The following is a 16,571-nucleotide window of genomic DNA, read 5'->3' on the forward strand; positions in this document are numbered from 1 at the left end:
CTAGCCCACCCTGACCGGAGAGTTGCCAAGATCGACCACGTCGTTCACCACCCTGGCCCTGACACTGGCGTCCTCCCTCAAGTTTTCACCGGCAGGAAGGGTGAAGGTGAAGCCACATGGCTCGTTAGCGGGAGCGCCGCCGCCGGGGTTTGGTTCGTTCGCCACCACCACGCCCACCGACCTGTCATCAACAAATATTTCTACGTCAGCATGCTGTTTCTTGTGTACGTAGCGCGCCCAACCGCTGACACGTCGTCCATCAAATGAAAGAAGCTTTCCCTGTGACTTGGTGATCCGGGTTGCCTCTATATAGTCTTCTGGTTCAGGATCAATAAAGGCTAGTGCCATCTGGTGCTCCTCTTGCGAGGGAGAAATACCGCAAAAGGACTCGAGAGTGGAAAGAAAGGCCTCGGGGTAAGCACTGGCCTTCTCATAGGAAACAAGCATGGCACGAGGAGACTTCTGTCTCACGAAACGGAGTGTCTTTCGATATTGAGACAGCGCTCTGTCCATGCCCTCGGTAATTTCGGCCAACATGGAAATCGAATTCCGCTGCGCTATTGAAAGAATATCCTTGTAGATAAACACATACCTGGCATTCGGCAATAGAGCGTCGACTTCATCCAGATGGTCAATGATGGAAGGTCGCTTCCAACCCCAACGGTCGTACCTGGCCTGGTACTCCTTCACAATCACGGCTGCCTGAGCCATGTCCTGCTGTTCGAAGGCCTCGGAAAGTCGGACGTCTTCATATACAGGATGTGAGGCACGGTCTCCCATGAAGACACCAAGCTTGGCCAGCACTCCTGCGACCATGGAGGTTCCGCCCCGAGCGGTTCCAATGACGATGATAGGAGATGGAGTCTTGTCATTCTGGTCTCCTATGACCACGACTCCCTTGTTGATCAAGGCATCATTCTTGGGCATGTCCCCTCCTGGGATACGTAGTTACTCCGAATACGACAACGCATCAAGAAAGCCATCAACGGCCTCCGATGGAGAAGTCCTCTCGACTTCTTGTGAGGCAAGGGCTATAGCTTGGGTCGTGTTCGATAATTTTGCCCCATGCCTTCTGCATGTAATCTATCTCGGCATTGAATCTGGACACTTTCTCTGGATTATCTTCTGCTCCACGACTGATGGATTCGTGGTGATACAATTCAGCGTAGGGCGTCCAGATATTACGATAACCGGCATTGAGCACCTTGAGGCAGAAGTCGACGTCGTTGAAAGCGACCTTGAGGTCCTGCTCGTTTAGTCCCTGGACTTCGTCATAGACGGACTTCCTCACGAGCAGACAAGCAGCCGTCACAGCAGATACAGACTGGACCACCTTCAAACGGTTGAAATAACCACCGGACTCTCGAGGAAAGTGCTTGTGAGAATGACCTGCAACTCCGCCAAGGCCCACGATGACGCCAGCGTGCTGGATGGTGTCATTCCCATAGTATAATTTGGCGCCCACACAGCCAACGTCTTCACGACAAACATGGGACACCATCTCCACAAGCCAGTCTTCATTGATCACTTCAACGTCATTATTAACCAGACCAATAATGCTTCCCTTCGCGTGCTCGGCGCCAAAATTATTGATAGCTGAGTAGTTGAAAGGGTGGTCGTATCGAAGAACGCTGACCCTGGAATCTTCAGCCTGAATCTGCTCAAAAAATTCATGTGTCTCAGGCTCGACACTGCCATTATCAAGGAGAATGATTTCGTAATTGGTATAACTTGACTTCTCCAGGATGCTGCGCACCGCCAACTCCGTGACATCCTTCTTGTCTCTCGTAGGAATCAACATGCTCACCAACGGTGCTGGCTCGGGAATAGGCCAACGCACACGATAGGTATTTCCCACAATACCCTGCTCTACAATCGCACGCCCATCTGCTATTCCTTCAATATGGTCTTTCAGCGCCTTTACACCAGCAAAGGTCGTGTAATCCTTGCCCTCTTCAGCCAGTGCTGTCGAACCCTCGATAGCGCGCCAGTGATAGAGAATTCTGGGAACGTGGGAAATTGAACCAGCGGTCAAATGTGGTATGCAACGCAGCACCAGATCATAGTCTTGCGATCCCTCTACCCCGACACGAAAACCACCAATTTTCTCGATCAACGAGCGTCGATATACGCCCAGATGAGAAACATAATTTTGCGAATAGAGGAGATCAATGTTCCAGTCCGGCTTGAAGTGAGGCTCGCAGCGCATTCCCTGAACATCGATCTTGTCTTCATCACTGTAGATCAACTGGGCATCGGGATTCTTTTCCAGCTCTTTCGCAATAAAGTACAACGCATCTCTGGCCAATTCATCATCGTGATCGAGCAATGCCAGATAGTCACCAGTGGCCATCGACAGGGCGTCATTAGTTGTCTTGGAGATATGCCCATTATCCGGCCGAAAATGTATCTTTACGCGTTTATCCTTGCTGGCATAGTGCCTGAGGACTTTTTCGACATGTGGTGATGGAGAGGCATCATCCACAAGGCAAAGCTCCCAGTGGGGGTAAGACTGTGCGATAACCGAGTCGATACAAGCTTTCAAAAGCGTTTCATCGGTATTGTAAACCGGCACCAACACCGATATTACTACTGGATTCTCAAGACCCTCAAGGTAGCTTCGAATGGTTTCAGAGCTCGGCAGGCCATTGACCTCAACTTCATCTATCCATTTCTGGTAAGAGAGTTCGGCCTCGTTGACGATGAAGGTTTCAGCGTACTCTTCGAGGAGACGGGTTTCGCGTGCGGATTCGTCCTCCACATTTTCGTATTCGGTACCCTTTGTTGCCCCGTCGCCGTCATCTTTTTCTGGAGCAGACCGACCCACACCTGCAAGAACCTCGGCCTTTTTCAAGTCCGTGTACTCAGGAGTAGCCTCAACAAGACGGCCGGCGATCGTATTCCAGGCCTCTTCGGCATCGACATTGTCGATGCATAGTCGCTCCAGACGGAAGCTTCCTTCCCGCTCCCATGGGTCAAAACGTATGTTGACAATACTTCGATCGAGCTGAATCACCCTTGTCGCCAATTTCCCTGATTGGAAGGGTATGGGGTAGGCGTGAGTTTCACTGAATCCTTCACCGTGATCGATGTAGAGCTTGGCAACCTGATGCTGATACTCGCCACTCAGAACAAACTCGATACGACACCAGCCAGGCTCGATGACGCGACCACGGCGATGGCGAACGACGAAGGCAGGATCGGTACCATGGGATCGCCAATGGAACTCTCCTTCCAGACGGCGCTCGAGCTGCTGGGCAGCGGAAAGCGTAAATTCACAGCCTTCACAGCACTTCAGATACCCGTCCAGCCCCGACCAAGGGTGAGGAATCTGTGGCGTCTCGATCTTCTTCAGCACCGGATCCTCCAACCGGAACTCTCCAGGTCGAGTCATCGGATCTAGTCGCAACGCCTGTGTTCCCATCGGCAAGTAGATGACCAGGCTCTGGTGGCCGCTCTTTTCCACATGTCGTGTCCACACGACATCTGCCTGGAAACCGTCGCCATAATCAATATAGAGACACTGATCTACTGGCTGATTCGCCGAAAAGTCGTATTCGAGACTGAACCATCCACCTTGGCGAAGCACGGCGGGGTTGATCGGGGTGAGCAGAAATTGTGGATCACCACCGCGAGACACCCAGACCACCTTGTTGTTGCGGGTCATCAGTTCCAGTTCATGGATCGGCAGCAAGTCGAGGCGCGAGCACTTCTTTATGTACTTGTGATATAACCCACCCAGATCACGCAGTGGTTTGGTCGCTCGCCAACTGAAGGAAGTCTGCATTCGCCTCAGGCGTGCCGACAACGCCAGCGTAGCCAACTGTGGAGATTGCGAAGAGGGAGGGCCGCTTCTTGGTTCATGTTCTACCACGTCTACTTCCTCAGGCAATTACTAGTAGCCAGGAGCCTCGACAAACGACATCCCCCGAGCATCCTTATCGGAAACTCGGGGCTCCATATTGTCCAATGGCCAGTCGATCGACAGGATAGTATCTGCCCAATGCACCGACATTTCGTCTGAAGGTGCGTAATAGTCAGTACACTTGTATACAAACTCAGCGTCATCACTGGTGACATAGAAACCATGTGCAAAACCGGGTGGAACCCAGAGCATCTGCCGGTTGTCCTCGTTGAGGAAGACGCCTACCCACTTGCCATAGGTAGCGCTGGAAGTACGCATATCGACGGCCACGTCGAACACCTCTCCTCTGACCACTCTCACCAGCTTTCCCTGGGGATTCTTCAGCTGATAATGCAGCCCCCTGAGTATCGATCGACTTGACCTACTGTGGTTATCCTGAACAAACTTGTGTTCGCCACAAACCTCATCAAATGTTTCCTGACGAAACGTTTCCATAAAGAAACCTCTTTCGTCACCGAATACTTTCGGCGTAAACAGCACGACATCAGGAATAGCCAGCCTTTCAACTTTCATGTACGTCCCCTCCACCATCAGGTAGCCTTGTTACTGACCGACAGCCTTCGCGGCCAGAAGCTGTAGCAGGTATGCCCCGTACCCCGTCTTGGAAAGGCCATTTGCCTGGGAAAGCAGAAACTCGTCGCTGATCCAGCCTTGAGTCCAGGCAATCTCTTCCAGACAGGCAATTTTCAAGCCCTGGCGGTGCTCGACTGTCTGCACGTACTGCGCTGCCTCAAGCAAGCTGTCATGGGTGCCTGTGTCCAGCCAGGCGAATCCTCGTCCAAGCCGCTCCACATGGAGATCACCGCGGCGTAGATATTCATTGTTGATCGAGGTGATTTCCAACTCCCCCCGATCCGATGGCTTGACGTTCTTGGCGACGTCTACCACCGAGTTATCATAAAAATACAACCCCGTCACCGCATAGGATGACTTTGGTTTCTTGGGCTTTTCCTCGATAGATACTGCACGTCCTTTCTCATCAAACTCGACAACACCAAAGCGTTCCGGGTCTTTGACAAAGTAGCCGAATACCGTGGCACCTCGAGCCTGGTCGGACGCTCTCAGAAGTTGCTCGGAAAAGTGTTGGCCGTGGAAGATATTGTCGCCAAGAACGAGACAGACAGGAGAATCACCAATAAACTTCTCCCCGATAATAAAGGCCTGTGCCAGACCTTCGGGCCTGGGCTGTACCGCGTAGGACAAGGAAACACCAAATTGGTCACCGGTACCTAGCAACTGGCGGTAGACAGGTAGATCATCCGGTGTAGATATCACCAATATTTCTCTTATTCCCGCCAACATCAGTACCGAGAGCGGATAGTAGATCATTGGCTTGTCATAGACAGGGAGAAGCTGTTTTGAGACCCCATGGGTTATGGGGTGAAGTCTCGTACCGGAGCCTCCGGCAAGGATGATTCCTTTCCGATTCATGGCGGTAACCTCTAGTTTTCGGACAACGCCTTGCGGCGGCAGGCCTACCTTAGGTAGTCCTTCATGGTGAGAGACAACTGTCCCCTCCAGTCAGGGAGCGAGATGTCGAAGGCGTTCTCAAGACGAGAGACCGACAGCCGGGAGTTGGATGGACGCTTTGCTGGTGTGGGATAGTCCTTCGTCGCCAGGCGAGACAGCTGGTCGTCGCAGAGCATGAGAGGAAGTCCGTGCAGACGAGCGAGGCGAAAAATCTCTCGAGCAAAGTCATACCAGGAGACGAAGCCCCGGGGCGCCAGATGGTAGAGCCCGGTCAGTTCGGGACGAGAGCGGTAGACTTGCCACGCATGCAAGGTGACGTCAGCAATCAGGCGTGCGGGTGTCGGTGCCCCCACCTGGTCGTCGACGATTGCCAGGGACGACCGCTCCCGTCCCAGACGCAGCATGGTCTTCATGAAGTTGCCGCCTCTGGCGCTATAGACCCAACTGGTCCGGAAGATTTGTGCCGCGCATCTGCTCTCAAGCACCGCCTCGTCGCCTGCAAGCTTGGACTGGCCGTAGCAAGACAGGGGATCGGTTGGGCTATCTTCCGTCCAGGGCCGAATGCCATCACCCGGATAGACGTAGTCGCTGGAGTAGTGGGTCAACAGTGCACCGTGATCGGCACAATAGCGTGCGAGGCAGCCGGGCAGCTCCGCATTGAGTCGAAATGCTGTCGCCGTATCGGTCTCTGCCTGGTCCACCGCGGTGTAGGCAGCGGCATTGATCACCCATTGGGGACGATAGTGGTCCAGACAGCGTTTCACTGCATCAAGGTCAGTCAGATCCAAGATCCCGCGGTCTGGTGCATGAAGATCCAGATGAATGGCTAGCGCCTTGCGAAGCTCATGGCCCACCTGGCCCGAGGCTCCCAACAAGAGACCACTCATGACAATACCCCCAGGCGCTCGGCCCGGTAGCTACCGTCCTGCACCGCTTTCCACCATGACTCGTTGGCCAGATACCAGGCCACTGTCTTGCGAAGGCCTGACTCGAAGGTCTCTCGTGGTTCCCAGGCCAACGTGTGCTGAATGTAGGATGCATCGATGGCATAGCGACGGTCGTGGCCTGGCCTGTCGGTGACGTAGGTGATCAAATCACGATATTCACTCTTGTCCGGAGCCATTTCCGTCAACAGGTCACAGATGGTGTGTACCACTTCGAGGTTGGTTTTCTCGTTATGGCCACCAATGTTGTAGGTATCTCCAACCTTTCCCTCGCTGGCAACCAGCACAAGGGCGCGCGCATGGTCCTCGACATAGAGCCAGTCTCGTACCTGCCCACCATCACCGTAGACAGGAAGAGCCTCTCCATGCAGCGCATTGAGGATCATCAGAGGAATCAGTTTTTCAGGAAAGTGAAACGGACCATAGTTGTTTGAACAATTGGTCACCAGGCAAGGCAAGCCATAGGTGCGCGTCCACGCCCGTACCAGGTGATCCGACCCTGCCTTGCTGGCAGAGTAGGGCGAACTAGGCGCGTAGGGTGTCTGTTCGGTGAACAGGCTGCCATCGTTCTCGAGGTCTCCGTAGACTTCGTCGGTGGAGATGTGGTGGAACCGAAAGCCATCGGCCTTGTCGCTGTCCTGTTGCCTTATTCCTTCCCAGTACCCGCGTACCGCCTCGAGCAATACCAGAGTGCCCACCACATTGGTCTGGATAAAGGCGCGAGGCCCGTCGATGGAGCGATCAACGTGGCTTTCTGCGGCCAGATGCATCACTACATCGGGACGGTACTTTTCCAGGATTCTGGTCATTGCCGCGCCGTCACAGATGTCCGCTCTCTCGAAGACATAACGAGGGTCGGAGGCGACAGACGCTACCGATGCCAGATTGCCTGCATAGGTCAGCTTGTCCACATTGACGACGCGATGAGGGGTGTGGGTAATCAACTCCCTCACCACGGCCGAACCGATAAAACCGGCGCCACCGGTCACGAGAAACGTCTTGATCATGAAAGAACCCCGAGAGGACTGGAAATTCTGCCCGCCCCGCCAGGGGGGACGCTAGAAATGGCATACGGACGGGAAGGAGGAAAAGATGACAGGAAGCGAGAGCCTTGAGCTCTTCAACATGAAGGGCTTTATTGAGGCCGCCGTCTCGACGACAGCTGCCGGTAGTGCTATCAGGAAGAGCGTCAGGCCTTGTCCGAAGATCGACGAGCGCAAGCACTTTTCGGACAAACTCTAGTCTCGGTGGTCCTGGACGATCAGCCACAGCATGCTGGCAATGAAGGCAAGGAACAGAGTGACGATCACAAAGATGGTCAGGTTATAGAGACGCTCTGGGCGCGTGGCATACTCGGGTAGTAAAGGGCTCTGCAAGATACTGATCTGCTTAAGCTTGCGAGCCGCCTCGATGCGCGTGCCCTCCAACGCCCCGAGAGCGCTGGCATAGGTCTCCTGGGCAAAGCGAGCCCGCAGCTCAAGGCGCTGATACTCGGAGGACAGGCGGTTGAGAGAGTCCCCTGTGGCCTTTGCCAGTCGCTCACGTTCCTGATCGATCTGACGGCGCAACGCAGCGATCTCACTCTCGACTCTCACCATGTCCGATGAACGCTGGCTGGAAAAGCTGGCCAAGGCACTACGCCGGGCTTCCAGTCTTGCCAGTTCACCTTCAAGACTCGCCACAACCTGGTTGAGGCTGTCCACCGTCGAGGTAGGAGACACCAGGCCATGCTCGTTCTGATAGTCCAGCAGATCCGTGCGTGTCTGATCCAACCGATCGGACAGGCGCTCTACCTGAACCTCGAGGAATCGTACCTGATCCTGAGCCAGACGCTGTCCCATGGCATTCATGTGAGCTTCACCTTCCGCCAGCAACAGCGAGGTCAATTGCTGAGCAAACTCGGGAGAGAAGCCCTGGACCTCCAGCTTCAGCACCCCTGCATAGTCATCAAGCGTCACCTGTACACGGCTAAGGTAATACTCGTGAAGGTCCTCGATGGGAGCCTCGGCGTCCCACAGACGAGCAGGAAAGTCACCGTTCTCACTGTAGTGAGACCTCAGGTCGAGCCGTTCATCAGCCTTCTTGAGCATATCCACAGAAAGCAGATACTCCCGCAGAAGCAACATATCGCTGTCGACGCTGGCACCGGACAGCAGGCTCGAGAAGTCGAAGGTTGGGGCAGCGATCTGTGGGCTTTCCAGCACCACGACGGCCTCGGATACGTATCGATCCTCAGCCCAGACTAGCCAGTAGAAGGACATGGCCAATATCGACAGGCAGGCCAATGCCCAATGGGGCTGCCGAGCAATCCATCGCAACATTATCTTGGCTTCCTTGCTGGAGCGACGTCGCGGGGCATCCGGACGCCTCTGAATGCGAGCACCGACGGCAGGATCTAGGGCTCAGGGAGCGACGCCTAGCCATCACCTGATGGCTACCGGTCTTTCTTCTCGGAACCCTTCTCCGAATCCTTCCCAGAATCGTCCTTGCCACTGGCGGGTGTGGCCCGCTTTTTCGTCTGTACCGCGCGACGAACCTCATGCAAACGCTGCTTCGCCAGATGAAGGCGAGCGATGAGCTCCTGGCGGCCCCTTGGGTCGACCAGTTCGTCGGCGTTCTCACGCCCCATCTCCAGAGCATCGAGGCGCTTCTGGATACGCTCCAACTGCTGTCTTCGCTTGCCCAGCAATGCCTTGAGCGTATCCAGCGTCATTGTATCGATGCCCGGTGTCGGCGCAGGTGATTGATACCGGGGGGGTTGCGGCTCGCTATCGTGACGCGACCCAGTGCCGGGGCCGCCGGTGGCCTTGGCCTTGCTGTCACTGTCCTGATGGTAAGCGCGAATGGCGTCCTTGATATCGTCAAACCAGTACGCCTCACCGTGCTTCAGGTAGATACCTGCCTGGCATAGTTCGCGCAAAATCCCTTCGCTGTGGGAGACCATGACCAGGCTTGCGCGGTCGACCCTCTCCTTGAACGCACGGGTCGCCTTGGCCTTGAATACCCGGTCACCCACCGAGGTCGCCTCGTCAGACAGATAGACATCAAAATCAAACGCCAGCGACAGACCAAAATTGAGTCGCGCACGCATTCCGGAGGAGTAAGTACGAATCGGGTCGTCGAAGGCTGGACCAAGCTCTGCAAATTCCTGAACCTTGTCGATGATGGCTCCGACGTCACGACCACCACCGTGGACACGGGCAACAAACTTGACGTTCTGACGGCCACTCAAGGCCCCCTGAAAACCTCCGGCCAGTCCCATCGGCCAGGAGACCCGAGCATCGCGCCGGATAGAGCCCCTTTCCGCCGTGTCCATGCCGGCAATCAATCGCAGCAGAGTCGACTTTCCCGCGCCATTTCTCCCCAACACTCCAACGCTCACGCCGTGAGGGATAGTCAGGTTGATATCCTTCAGCACCCAGTCCCTGACCTTGTGATGGTGATAGCGCTTGTAGAGGTGTTCTATCTGGATCATTGCGCCATCAGCCGATGTCGAAACCGAAGGTGCAGCATCAATCCTAGTGACAGCAGCGCCAGCGTCACCATCCAGTAATAGGCGGCACTAGTACCAGGGACCTGCCAATACCCTTCGAAGAAGCCGCCACGTAGCCGCTCCAGACCATGAACAACCGGGTTGAGCAACAGGTACTCACGCATCCAGTGGGGCATGTGATGAATCGGGAAGATGACACCAGAAAGGATCAACAATGGCATGATCATCATCCGCAGCACGATCGCCACCTCGGCGATGAGCGTGGCGAGCACGGAGACGATCAGCCCGAGCGCCAGGCCCAGCAGCCAGAGCGAGAGCCACCACGCCAGTGCCAACAGGGCGTCGTCAGGTGCCAGCGCCTCGACCTTGAGCAGCAAGCCGCCGAAGATGAACAAGAGAAACACCAGTGATCGCAGAAGCCCCTCCAGGGCGTTGCGCACCAACACCGGATCCACGGGCCTGACCTGCCGATAGGCGAACAACGCCTGGTTGGCCTTGACGGCTCCCAGCCCTCTCATCATCCCTTCGCGAACCAGGAAAAAGCCCATCAGTCCGACCACCATCCATGGGATGAAAGGTGCCCCGACGATAAGGGCGTCTCCTCGGATGAAGCTGCGGATGGCCACCATGATCAGTGTGAAGAACACAGGTTCGGCGACCATCCAGAACCAGCCCAGGCGATCCGACATGGTGCGTGCCACAGCCTCACGCAGAAACATGGCGTACCAGACGCTACGCGTCACCGCCCAGGGGTGGCGTTGCACGGAGTTGCCAATCATCGACATGCTGGCCCCCTCTAGAGATCGATCGCCACCTTGGTGGCCACCGCAATCTGATAAAGGATCTGGGTCAGGCTGGTTGCCAACTGAAGATTCTTGGTGGGAACAGCCGGCATTACCAGGATCTCGTCTCCAGCACGCAGGTCGACATCGTCGGCACTACGCACCGCGCCGTTCTGGCGAACCACCAGGATGTTGTCCTCATCGCCACGCTGGGTAAGACCACCAGCGGCATCAAGATAGTGGTCGAGACCTGAACCCGGCTGATAAACCACCGCCTGTGGCACGACCACCTCTCCGCTGATGAGCACCGAATCCATGGCCTCCGGCAATGTGATGACGTCACCGTCCTGCAACCGAATGTCGGCAACCCCTTGATCACTGGCGACCACCAGCCGACCGCTGGGTTCGAGCTGTCGCGCCCGCGCCACAAACATCTGAATCAGCTCGGCCTCGCGAATCCTGATTCTCGCCTCCTCATCGGTGGATGACGATGTTCCCAGATAGGTCGTCTCCAGACGGCGGAGACTATCCTCGAGCGCCTCTTTCTGCTGCCGTGCTACGCTTTCTCGGCGAATCGACACATTGTGGCTGGCCGACATGTCGGACAAGATGGCGACGGCGTCCAGCAACTCTCCGAGCCGGGCATCCCGCGGCAGGGCAAACCTCGACGGCCCCAGAAAACTCCCCTCCAGGGCAACCACGATGGTGCCTTCCTGATGATCTGCATTGAAGATCACCTCATCACCAGGCTGGACCTGTCGCGCGAGAAATTCGTCGAGCGTCAGGTAGGTGGCAACCGGGCCGGTTGCCCGCTCTCCACGCAGCAATACGTGAGACACGCCACTCTTCAGGCGGGCCAGGCTCACCAGATCGCTGCCACTCAACTGGCCAGACTGCAGTTCGTATCGGTAGGCGCGTTCCACATCACCGGTCACCGCAATGGAGGGGCCTCGTTCTCCCACCACGATAGTATCGCCATCACGCAACTGAGGCCGAGCGATACTGCCGTCCAGCAAAAAGTCGTAGAGATCGAAGCTGGCCAGGCGTTGCCCCTGACGCATCAAGCTGATGCTGCGATAGCTGCCAAGGGCGTTGTCGATCCCCCCGGCCTGATCGAGAAAGTACAGAATCGAATCCGAGGGGGTGCCCGCGTAACGACCAGGGCTGTGGACATAGCCGGTGACATAGATACCGACGGGCTGTACGCCCTGCAGGTTCGTGTACACCTGCACGTTCTCGGGATAGATGCTCTGGATCGCTTCTCGAACACGAGCGTCCAACTGGCCATGGCTCATTCCCTGCACGGCGAGGGGGCCGATCGACGGAAGAAAGATATTGCCCTGGGCATCCACGGGCACCACTCGATCGAACTCCACCGCCCCCCATGCTCTCAGGGTGACCTGATCGCCAGGTTTGATGCGATAGTCACGGTTGAGCCCGTCTGCCATGGTGCCTCGAAACCCACCGGTAAAGAGGTTTGCGCCAAAGGGAGGAAGCAGTTCCACATCGATCGGTGACGGTATCGAGGGCGGCCCATAGCGATCGTTGTTCCAGTTGGCGCGAGGCGAGTCATTGATCGTCCCCTCATCCGTCTGCTCCCGAGCCTGAGGCAAGATATCGTCCGGCAGGGCAATACCCTGCGCAGCGACCGAGTTCGCCATCGACCAGCTCAGCATCAGCAACAACACCGGCAACGACAGCCTTCTTGCCAGACGCAGCACCGCCCTGCCGAGCCGTTCGTCCATGATTGTCATCACCAGGTCTCCGCTCCGTTGTACAGCGCCGTTACCAGGCGACTGGTAAACCAGGCGCCTTCTCCCGACTTGCAGGCGACGGCCGCCAGTCGATCCCCGTTGCTCCGGCGAGTCACTGTCAAGTGACGGCATATGCGCCTGCTGGCGGAGAAGTAGGGGGAGTCAGCCACCACCTCCACATTCGCTCCCCAGGGGCTACTCGATAGTGTGGTGGCACTCCCGGCGGGGGTTTGGGCAAGAAACTGCGACAAGTCACCGGAGGCAGGGATGCCGGCAGGCTCGCTCATGATCCCCTGGGCGCTGTTCGGCTGGGTAAGCGGACGCTGAACACAGCCAGTGATCAGCACCGTAGCAAGGAGAAGCGTAACCGTGGCACCCCGGAGAAAGACGCTTTTCCTCGGAACACCCGAGGCCCTTACAGACGTCCGCCTCTCGACGACAACCGGCTCTGAAAACGTGCAATATCGAAGCATAATCATAGCGAAATTCCCAACGTCGTCATGCGAAAAACGACGAATAACTGTTACAGATTTTTTAGCAATTTCGCAATAATATCTTGCTCGCTCATTATCTCGGTATTGACAGAAACCTCTGGGTTCACAGGCGCCTCATAAGGGCTATTGATGCCAGTAAAATCAAGGATCTTGCCTTCTCTTGCCTTCTGATACAGCCCCTTAGGGTCTCTCTCTTCACAGACATCCAGGGGCGTATCGACAAACACCTCGATAAAATCATCGCTAAGAAACAGCGCCCTGGCCGCCTCTCTATCTGCTCGGAACGGCGAAATAAATGCGGTAATAACGATCACCCCAGCCTCTGCGAACAGCCGAGCAACCTCACCGACTCGTCGAATATTTTCCGCCCTGTCCTGCTCCCCCATGCCAAGGTCCTTGCAGAGCCCATGCCGGACATTGTCGCCATCCAGCAGCATGGTGTGATACCCGCGTCGATTGAGCTCCACCTCCAGAGCATTGGCCAGGGTCGACTTGCCGGAGCCCGATAACCCGGTAAACCAGACGCAGCAGCCACGGTGGCCATTGATCCTCTCTCGCATGGTCTGGGTTACTGTGGTGCGGTTCCACACCACGCTGGCCTTGCTGTCGTGTTTGCGGAATTCGTAGGGCAGCTCCGCATCCGACGGACTGTGGATCATCCCGGCACCGACGGTAAGATTGGTCAATCGATCGATCAGAATGAAGCAGCCCGTGCCAGGGTGGGTACGATAGTCGTCGACAGGTATCGCGGTGGTGAGCTCGACACGGCAACGCGCGATAGCATTGAGATCCAGCTGCTCCCCGTGCCGTTGCTCCAGGGTGTTGACGTCCACCAGGTAGTCGATGGCGACAACCTTTCCCGCAAGGTCCCGAGTGGCCAGCTTGATGTCATACAATTTTCCGGGTTCCAACGGGGACTCGTGCATCCACACAATATCGGCCTCGAATTCCGACCGAAGCGGCACCTGATCATCGACCCCGACGATCCAGTCTCCGCGCGATGCATCGATCTCGTCGCTCAAGGTGATGGTCACCGCTTGTCCGGGAAACGCCGCATCGAGATCGCCATCCATGGTAACGATGCGCTTCACCTGACTGGTGGTACCGCTCGGCAACACCTTGACCGCCAGTCCGGGAGTCAAGACACCGGAGCTGAGGGTGCCCGCGTATCCCCGGAAATCCAGATTGGGCCGGTTGACGAACTGAACCGGCAAGCGCACATCTCGCAAATTCTGGTCGTGCCTGATCTCGACCTCTTCCAGCAGCGTGAGCAGGCTGGGACCGTCGTACCAAGGCATCTCGCTGCTGGGCTCGACCACGTTGTCGCCTTTCAGCGCAGACAGCGGGACAAAATGTATATCCCGGGCCTCGAGTCGATCCATGACGTGCCGATACTCGTCGACGATCTGCAGATAACGATCTTCGTCATACGCCACGAGATCCATCTTGTTGACCGCTACCACAAGGTGCTCTATGCCCAGCAGGTCGCAGATGAAGCTATGACGACGCGTCTGGGTCTGCACACCGTGTCGAGCATCAATCAGGATGATCGCAAGACTGGCCGTGGAAGCGCCGGTCGCCATGTTGCGGGTGTACTGCTCATGCCCCGGCGTGTCGGCAATGATGAACTTGCGTCTCTCGGTGGAGAAGAATCGATAGGCCACATCGATGGTGATTCCCTGCTCACGCTCTGATTGCAGGCCATCCACCAGCAGCGCGAGATCCACCTCGTCACCGGTGGTGCCGCTAGTGCGAGACGCCTGGGTGATGGCGGCCAGCTGATCCTCGTAGATCATCTTGGAATCATGCAGCAGGCGCCCGATCAGAGTGGACTTGCCATCATCGACACTGCCGCAGGTAATGAAGCGCAGCAGGTCCTTGTTCTCGTGTTCCTTCAGGTAGCGTTCGATGTCGCTGGCGATCAGCTCGGATTGATGGGACATGACGAATTCCTGGTAGAGGCGCAAGCCACAGCACCCGGACAAGGATGCCGAGGAGACTAGGGCTGAACCGAAGTGCAATCTGGAGATTGGAAGAGCGGAGCGTGGAGAAATGCGGCGAGCACGTAGTCGCGGTCTTTGCCGTCTGGTGGAATGATGGGTGTCGCCACCTTCAGGGGAGCACCCCCACCGTCAATTCGCGAGTTCAGTACAAGACGGCAGGAGAACAGCTGTTCCGGCTAGTCTAGAAATAACCCTCGCGCTTCTTCTTTTCCATCGACCCCGCCTGATCGTGATCGATGGCTCGACCGCTGCGCTCGCTGGTCCGCGTCAGCAGCATTTCCTGGATGATTTCGGGGAGGGTCGCGGCTCGAGATTCCACCGCACCGGTCAGGGGATAGCAGCCGAGGGTACGGAATCTTACCCAACGCTCCTGGGGCGTCTCGCCCTCCCGCAGCGGTAGCCGGTCGTCGTCGACCATGATCGTCATGCCATCTCGCTCCACCACGGGCCGTGGTGCGGCGTAGTACAACGGCACAATGGGGATTCCCTCGAGATAGATGTATTGCCAGATATCCAGTTCCGTCCAGTTGGAGAGAGGAAAGACGCGAATCGACTCCCCCTTGTTCACCTTGGCGTTATACAGGCTCCACAACTCGGGGCGCTGGCTCTTCGGCTCCCACCGATGATGCCTGTCACGGAAGGAGAAGATGCGCTCCTTGGCACGACTCGCCTCCTCATCCCTGCGGGCACCCCCAAAGGCTGCGTCGAATCCGTGGTGGTCAAGTGCCTGCTTGAGAGCGGCGGTCTTCATCACGTCGGTATACTTGGCGCTACCGTGATCAAAGGGATTGATATCGGCCGCGACACCCTCCTGATTGATATGCTCGATCAGCTCCATGCCGGACTGCTTCGCCATGAGATCGCGAAAGGCGATCATCTCGCGGAACTTCCAGGTGGTGTTCACGTGCATCAACGGAAAGGGGGGCGTGCCGGGAAAGAATGCCTTGCGCGCCAGATGCAGCATTACCGATGAATCTTTGCCGATCGAGTACATCATGACCGGAGAACGGAACTCGGCTGCGACTTCTCTGATGATATGGATCGATTCGGCCTCCAGCTGTCGGAGGTGTGTCTGGCGATCGGGTAGTAGTTCCATGACGGATCGAAGTCCTCGGAAAGGGAAACACTCGCCGGCGGGATGTGTGGAGCTCGGCCGACTCGACCCGCGTGACGTAGCCGCAGCCGTTGGCCCGAATAGCCCACAGCAGCACCAAGGCTTCAAGCGCCGGTGAGTGGGCGCGGCATGTGATCCGCGAGTTGGTGCAGAAGAGGGTCACTGGGACTGGTGGCGATGAAGCACGCTACCGCCCCGGGATGTCACGGACGCCTTCCCCTGCCCTGCTTCAACGAATTTTGCCCTCGACCGTGGTAGCAAACAGACGAGTAACATTGATAACGGTTCATTAACACTTGATCACAATCATCGATACTAATGTTTTTGTACTTCTCCATCCAGACACGGGCGAGGTTATTGGCGGGCAATAAACGGTTACTGCATAGAGAGTAATCCGCCTCCCTTTAACTATGCTGCAATACAAAAAACATATAAAAAGCAACAAGCACGCCGCTTCACATAAAAATCCAAAAACTCTACAAAAAGCAACAACATATGTAATTATAGTGGATAAAAAAAGGCATTCTAACTGCGTATTTTTCGTTACAGCACAAAAACAATCTTCGCGCCTAATCCTTAGGTACAATAAAAG

General features: G+C 56.3%; 14 protein-coding genes. 1 reads left to right on the forward strand and 13 read right to left on the reverse strand.

Features of this window, described 5'->3' with window-relative positions:
- Genes NFI08_RS04260 through rfbB form a run of 6 tightly spaced genes read right to left on the reverse strand, consistent with a single transcriptional unit; the run spans nucleotide 1 to nucleotide 7,346 of the window.
- Nucleotides 1–927, reverse strand: a complete 927-nt coding sequence (locus NFI08_RS04260; RefSeq protein WP_108448614.1) for a sulfotransferase — start codon at nucleotides 925–927, stop codon at nucleotides 1–3.
- A gap of 55 nt (nucleotides 928–982) precedes the next feature.
- Complete coding sequence (locus NFI08_RS04265; RefSeq protein WP_349587460.1) at nucleotides 983–3,874, reverse strand: glycosyltransferase family 2 protein; 2,892 nt, start codon at nucleotides 3,872–3,874, stop codon at nucleotides 983–985.
- 21 nt (nucleotides 3,875–3,895) lie between these two features.
- Nucleotides 3,896–4,438: a dTDP-4-dehydrorhamnose 3,5-epimerase gene (gene rfbC / locus NFI08_RS04270; RefSeq protein ID WP_108448713.1), complete on the reverse strand. Its 543-nt coding sequence runs from the start codon at nucleotides 4,436–4,438 to the stop codon at nucleotides 3,896–3,898.
- Nucleotides 4,439–4,468: 30 nt separating this feature from the next.
- Complete coding sequence (gene rfbA, locus NFI08_RS04275; protein ID WP_108448613.1) at nucleotides 4,469–5,356, reverse strand: glucose-1-phosphate thymidylyltransferase RfbA; 888 nt, start codon at nucleotides 5,354–5,356, stop codon at nucleotides 4,469–4,471.
- A gap of 44 nt (nucleotides 5,357–5,400) precedes the next feature.
- Nucleotides 5,401–6,282 carry a dTDP-4-dehydrorhamnose reductase gene (rfbD, locus tag NFI08_RS04280; protein WP_108448612.1) on the reverse strand — a complete coding sequence of 294 codons (882 nt, stop codon included), beginning with the start codon at nucleotides 6,280–6,282 and terminating at the stop codon, nucleotides 5,401–5,403.
- Nucleotides 6,279–7,346, reverse strand: a complete 1,068-nt coding sequence (rfbB, locus tag NFI08_RS04285) for a dTDP-glucose 4,6-dehydratase (RefSeq protein ID WP_108448611.1) — start codon at nucleotides 7,344–7,346, stop codon at nucleotides 6,279–6,281. The genes rfbD and rfbB overlap by 4 nt, the downstream gene beginning before the upstream one ends.
- An 85-nt stretch (nucleotides 7,347–7,431) precedes the next feature.
- On the opposite strand from rfbB, the gene NFI08_RS04290 reads away from it, so the two are divergent.
- A complete protein-coding gene (locus tag NFI08_RS04290; protein WP_162816421.1) occupies nucleotides 7,432–7,581 on the forward strand; it encodes a hypothetical protein in 150 nt (49 codons plus the stop codon).
- Here NFI08_RS04290 and NFI08_RS04295 read toward each other — a convergent pair.
- The 7 genes from NFI08_RS04295 to cysD all read right to left on the reverse strand — a co-directional run bounded on the left by NFI08_RS04295 (nucleotide 7,578) and on the right by cysD (nucleotide 15,961).
- The gene (locus tag NFI08_RS04295) at nucleotides 7,578–8,660 is read right to left on the reverse strand and encodes a KpsE/RkpR family capsule polysaccharide export protein (protein WP_108448610.1); all 1,083 of its coding nucleotides are present in this window, start codon (nucleotides 8,658–8,660) and stop codon (nucleotides 7,578–7,580) included. The two genes, NFI08_RS04290 and NFI08_RS04295, sit on opposite strands and share 4 nt — an antisense overlap.
- A gap of 113 nt (nucleotides 8,661–8,773) precedes the next feature.
- Entirely contained in the window at nucleotides 8,774–9,814 is a 1,041-nt protein-coding gene (locus NFI08_RS04300; RefSeq protein WP_349587466.1) for an ABC transporter ATP-binding protein, read from the reverse strand.
- Nucleotides 9,811–10,617 (reverse strand): ABC transporter permease, encoded by an 807-nt coding sequence (locus NFI08_RS04305; protein ID WP_108448607.1) that lies wholly within the window; start codon nucleotides 10,615–10,617, stop codon nucleotides 9,811–9,813. Before NFI08_RS04305 ends, NFI08_RS04300 begins: the two co-directional genes overlap by 4 nt.
- An 11-nt stretch (nucleotides 10,618–10,628) precedes the next feature.
- On the reverse strand, nucleotides 10,629–12,359 hold the full coding sequence (locus NFI08_RS04310) for a polysaccharide biosynthesis/export family protein (protein WP_485477668.1): 1,731 nt from the start codon (nucleotides 12,357–12,359) through the stop codon (nucleotides 10,629–10,631).
- Nucleotides 12,360–12,367: 8 nt separating this feature from the next.
- Nucleotides 12,368–12,847 (reverse strand): RT0821/Lpp0805 family surface protein, encoded by a 480-nt coding sequence (locus NFI08_RS22850; RefSeq protein WP_108448605.1) that lies wholly within the window; start codon nucleotides 12,845–12,847, stop codon nucleotides 12,368–12,370.
- Between the two features lie 44 nt (nucleotides 12,848–12,891).
- Entirely contained in the window at nucleotides 12,892–14,805 is a 1,914-nt protein-coding gene (gene cysN / locus NFI08_RS04315) for a sulfate adenylyltransferase subunit CysN (protein ID WP_108448604.1), read from the reverse strand.
- A gap of 241 nt (nucleotides 14,806–15,046) precedes the next feature.
- Nucleotides 15,047–15,961 (reverse strand): sulfate adenylyltransferase subunit CysD, encoded by a 915-nt coding sequence (cysD, locus tag NFI08_RS04320; protein WP_108448603.1) that lies wholly within the window; start codon nucleotides 15,959–15,961, stop codon nucleotides 15,047–15,049.
- Between the last annotated feature and the right edge of the window lie 610 nt (nucleotides 15,962–16,571).

Origin of the sequence: Halomonas sp. EF61 (assembly GCF_040147045.1) — a bacterium.
Lineage (GTDB): Bacteria > Pseudomonadota > Gammaproteobacteria > Pseudomonadales > Halomonadaceae > Halomonas > Halomonas litopenaei.

Excerpts from the sequence above, each read along its gene's own strand:
- rfbC (WP_108448713.1), bottom strand. The coding sequence starts at position 4,438 with ATGAAAGTTGAAAGGCTGGCTATTCCTGATGTCGTGCTGTTTACGCCG.
- NFI08_RS04295 (WP_108448610.1), bottom strand. The coding sequence starts at position 8,660 with ATGTTGCGATGGATTGCTCGGCAGCCCCATTGGGCATTGGCCTGCCTG.
- NFI08_RS22850 (WP_108448605.1), bottom strand. The coding sequence starts at position 12,847 with ATGATTATGCTTCGATATTGCACGTTTTCAGAGCCGGTTGTCGTCGAG.
- NFI08_RS04260 (WP_108448614.1), bottom strand. The coding sequence starts at position 927 with ATGCCCAAGAATGATGCCTTGATCAACAAGGGAGTCGTGGTCATAGGA.
- cysN (WP_108448604.1), bottom strand. The coding sequence starts at position 14,805 with ATGTCCCATCAATCCGAGCTGATCGCCAGCGACATCGAACGCTACCTG.
- rfbB (WP_108448611.1), bottom strand. The coding sequence starts at position 7,346 with ATGATCAAGACGTTTCTCGTGACCGGTGGCGCCGGTTTTATCGGTTCG.
- NFI08_RS04305 (WP_108448607.1), bottom strand. The coding sequence starts at position 10,617 with ATGTCGATGATTGGCAACTCCGTGCAACGCCACCCCTGGGCGGTGACG.
- NFI08_RS04290 (WP_162816421.1), top strand. The coding sequence starts at position 7,432 with ATGACAGGAAGCGAGAGCCTTGAGCTCTTCAACATGAAGGGCTTTATT.
- rfbA (WP_108448613.1), bottom strand. The coding sequence starts at position 5,356 with ATGAATCGGAAAGGAATCATCCTTGCCGGAGGCTCCGGTACGAGACTT.
- NFI08_RS04300 (WP_349587466.1), bottom strand. The coding sequence starts at position 9,814 with ATGATCCAGATAGAACACCTCTACAAGCGCTATCACCATCACAAGGTC.
- rfbD (WP_108448612.1), bottom strand. The coding sequence starts at position 6,282 with ATGAGTGGTCTCTTGTTGGGAGCCTCGGGCCAGGTGGGCCATGAGCTT.
- cysD (WP_108448603.1), bottom strand. The coding sequence starts at position 15,961 with ATGGAACTACTACCCGATCGCCAGACACACCTCCGACAGCTGGAGGCC.
- NFI08_RS04310 (WP_485477668.1), bottom strand. The coding sequence starts at position 12,359 with ATGGACGAACGGCTCGGCAGGGCGGTGCTGCGTCTGGCAAGAAGGCTG.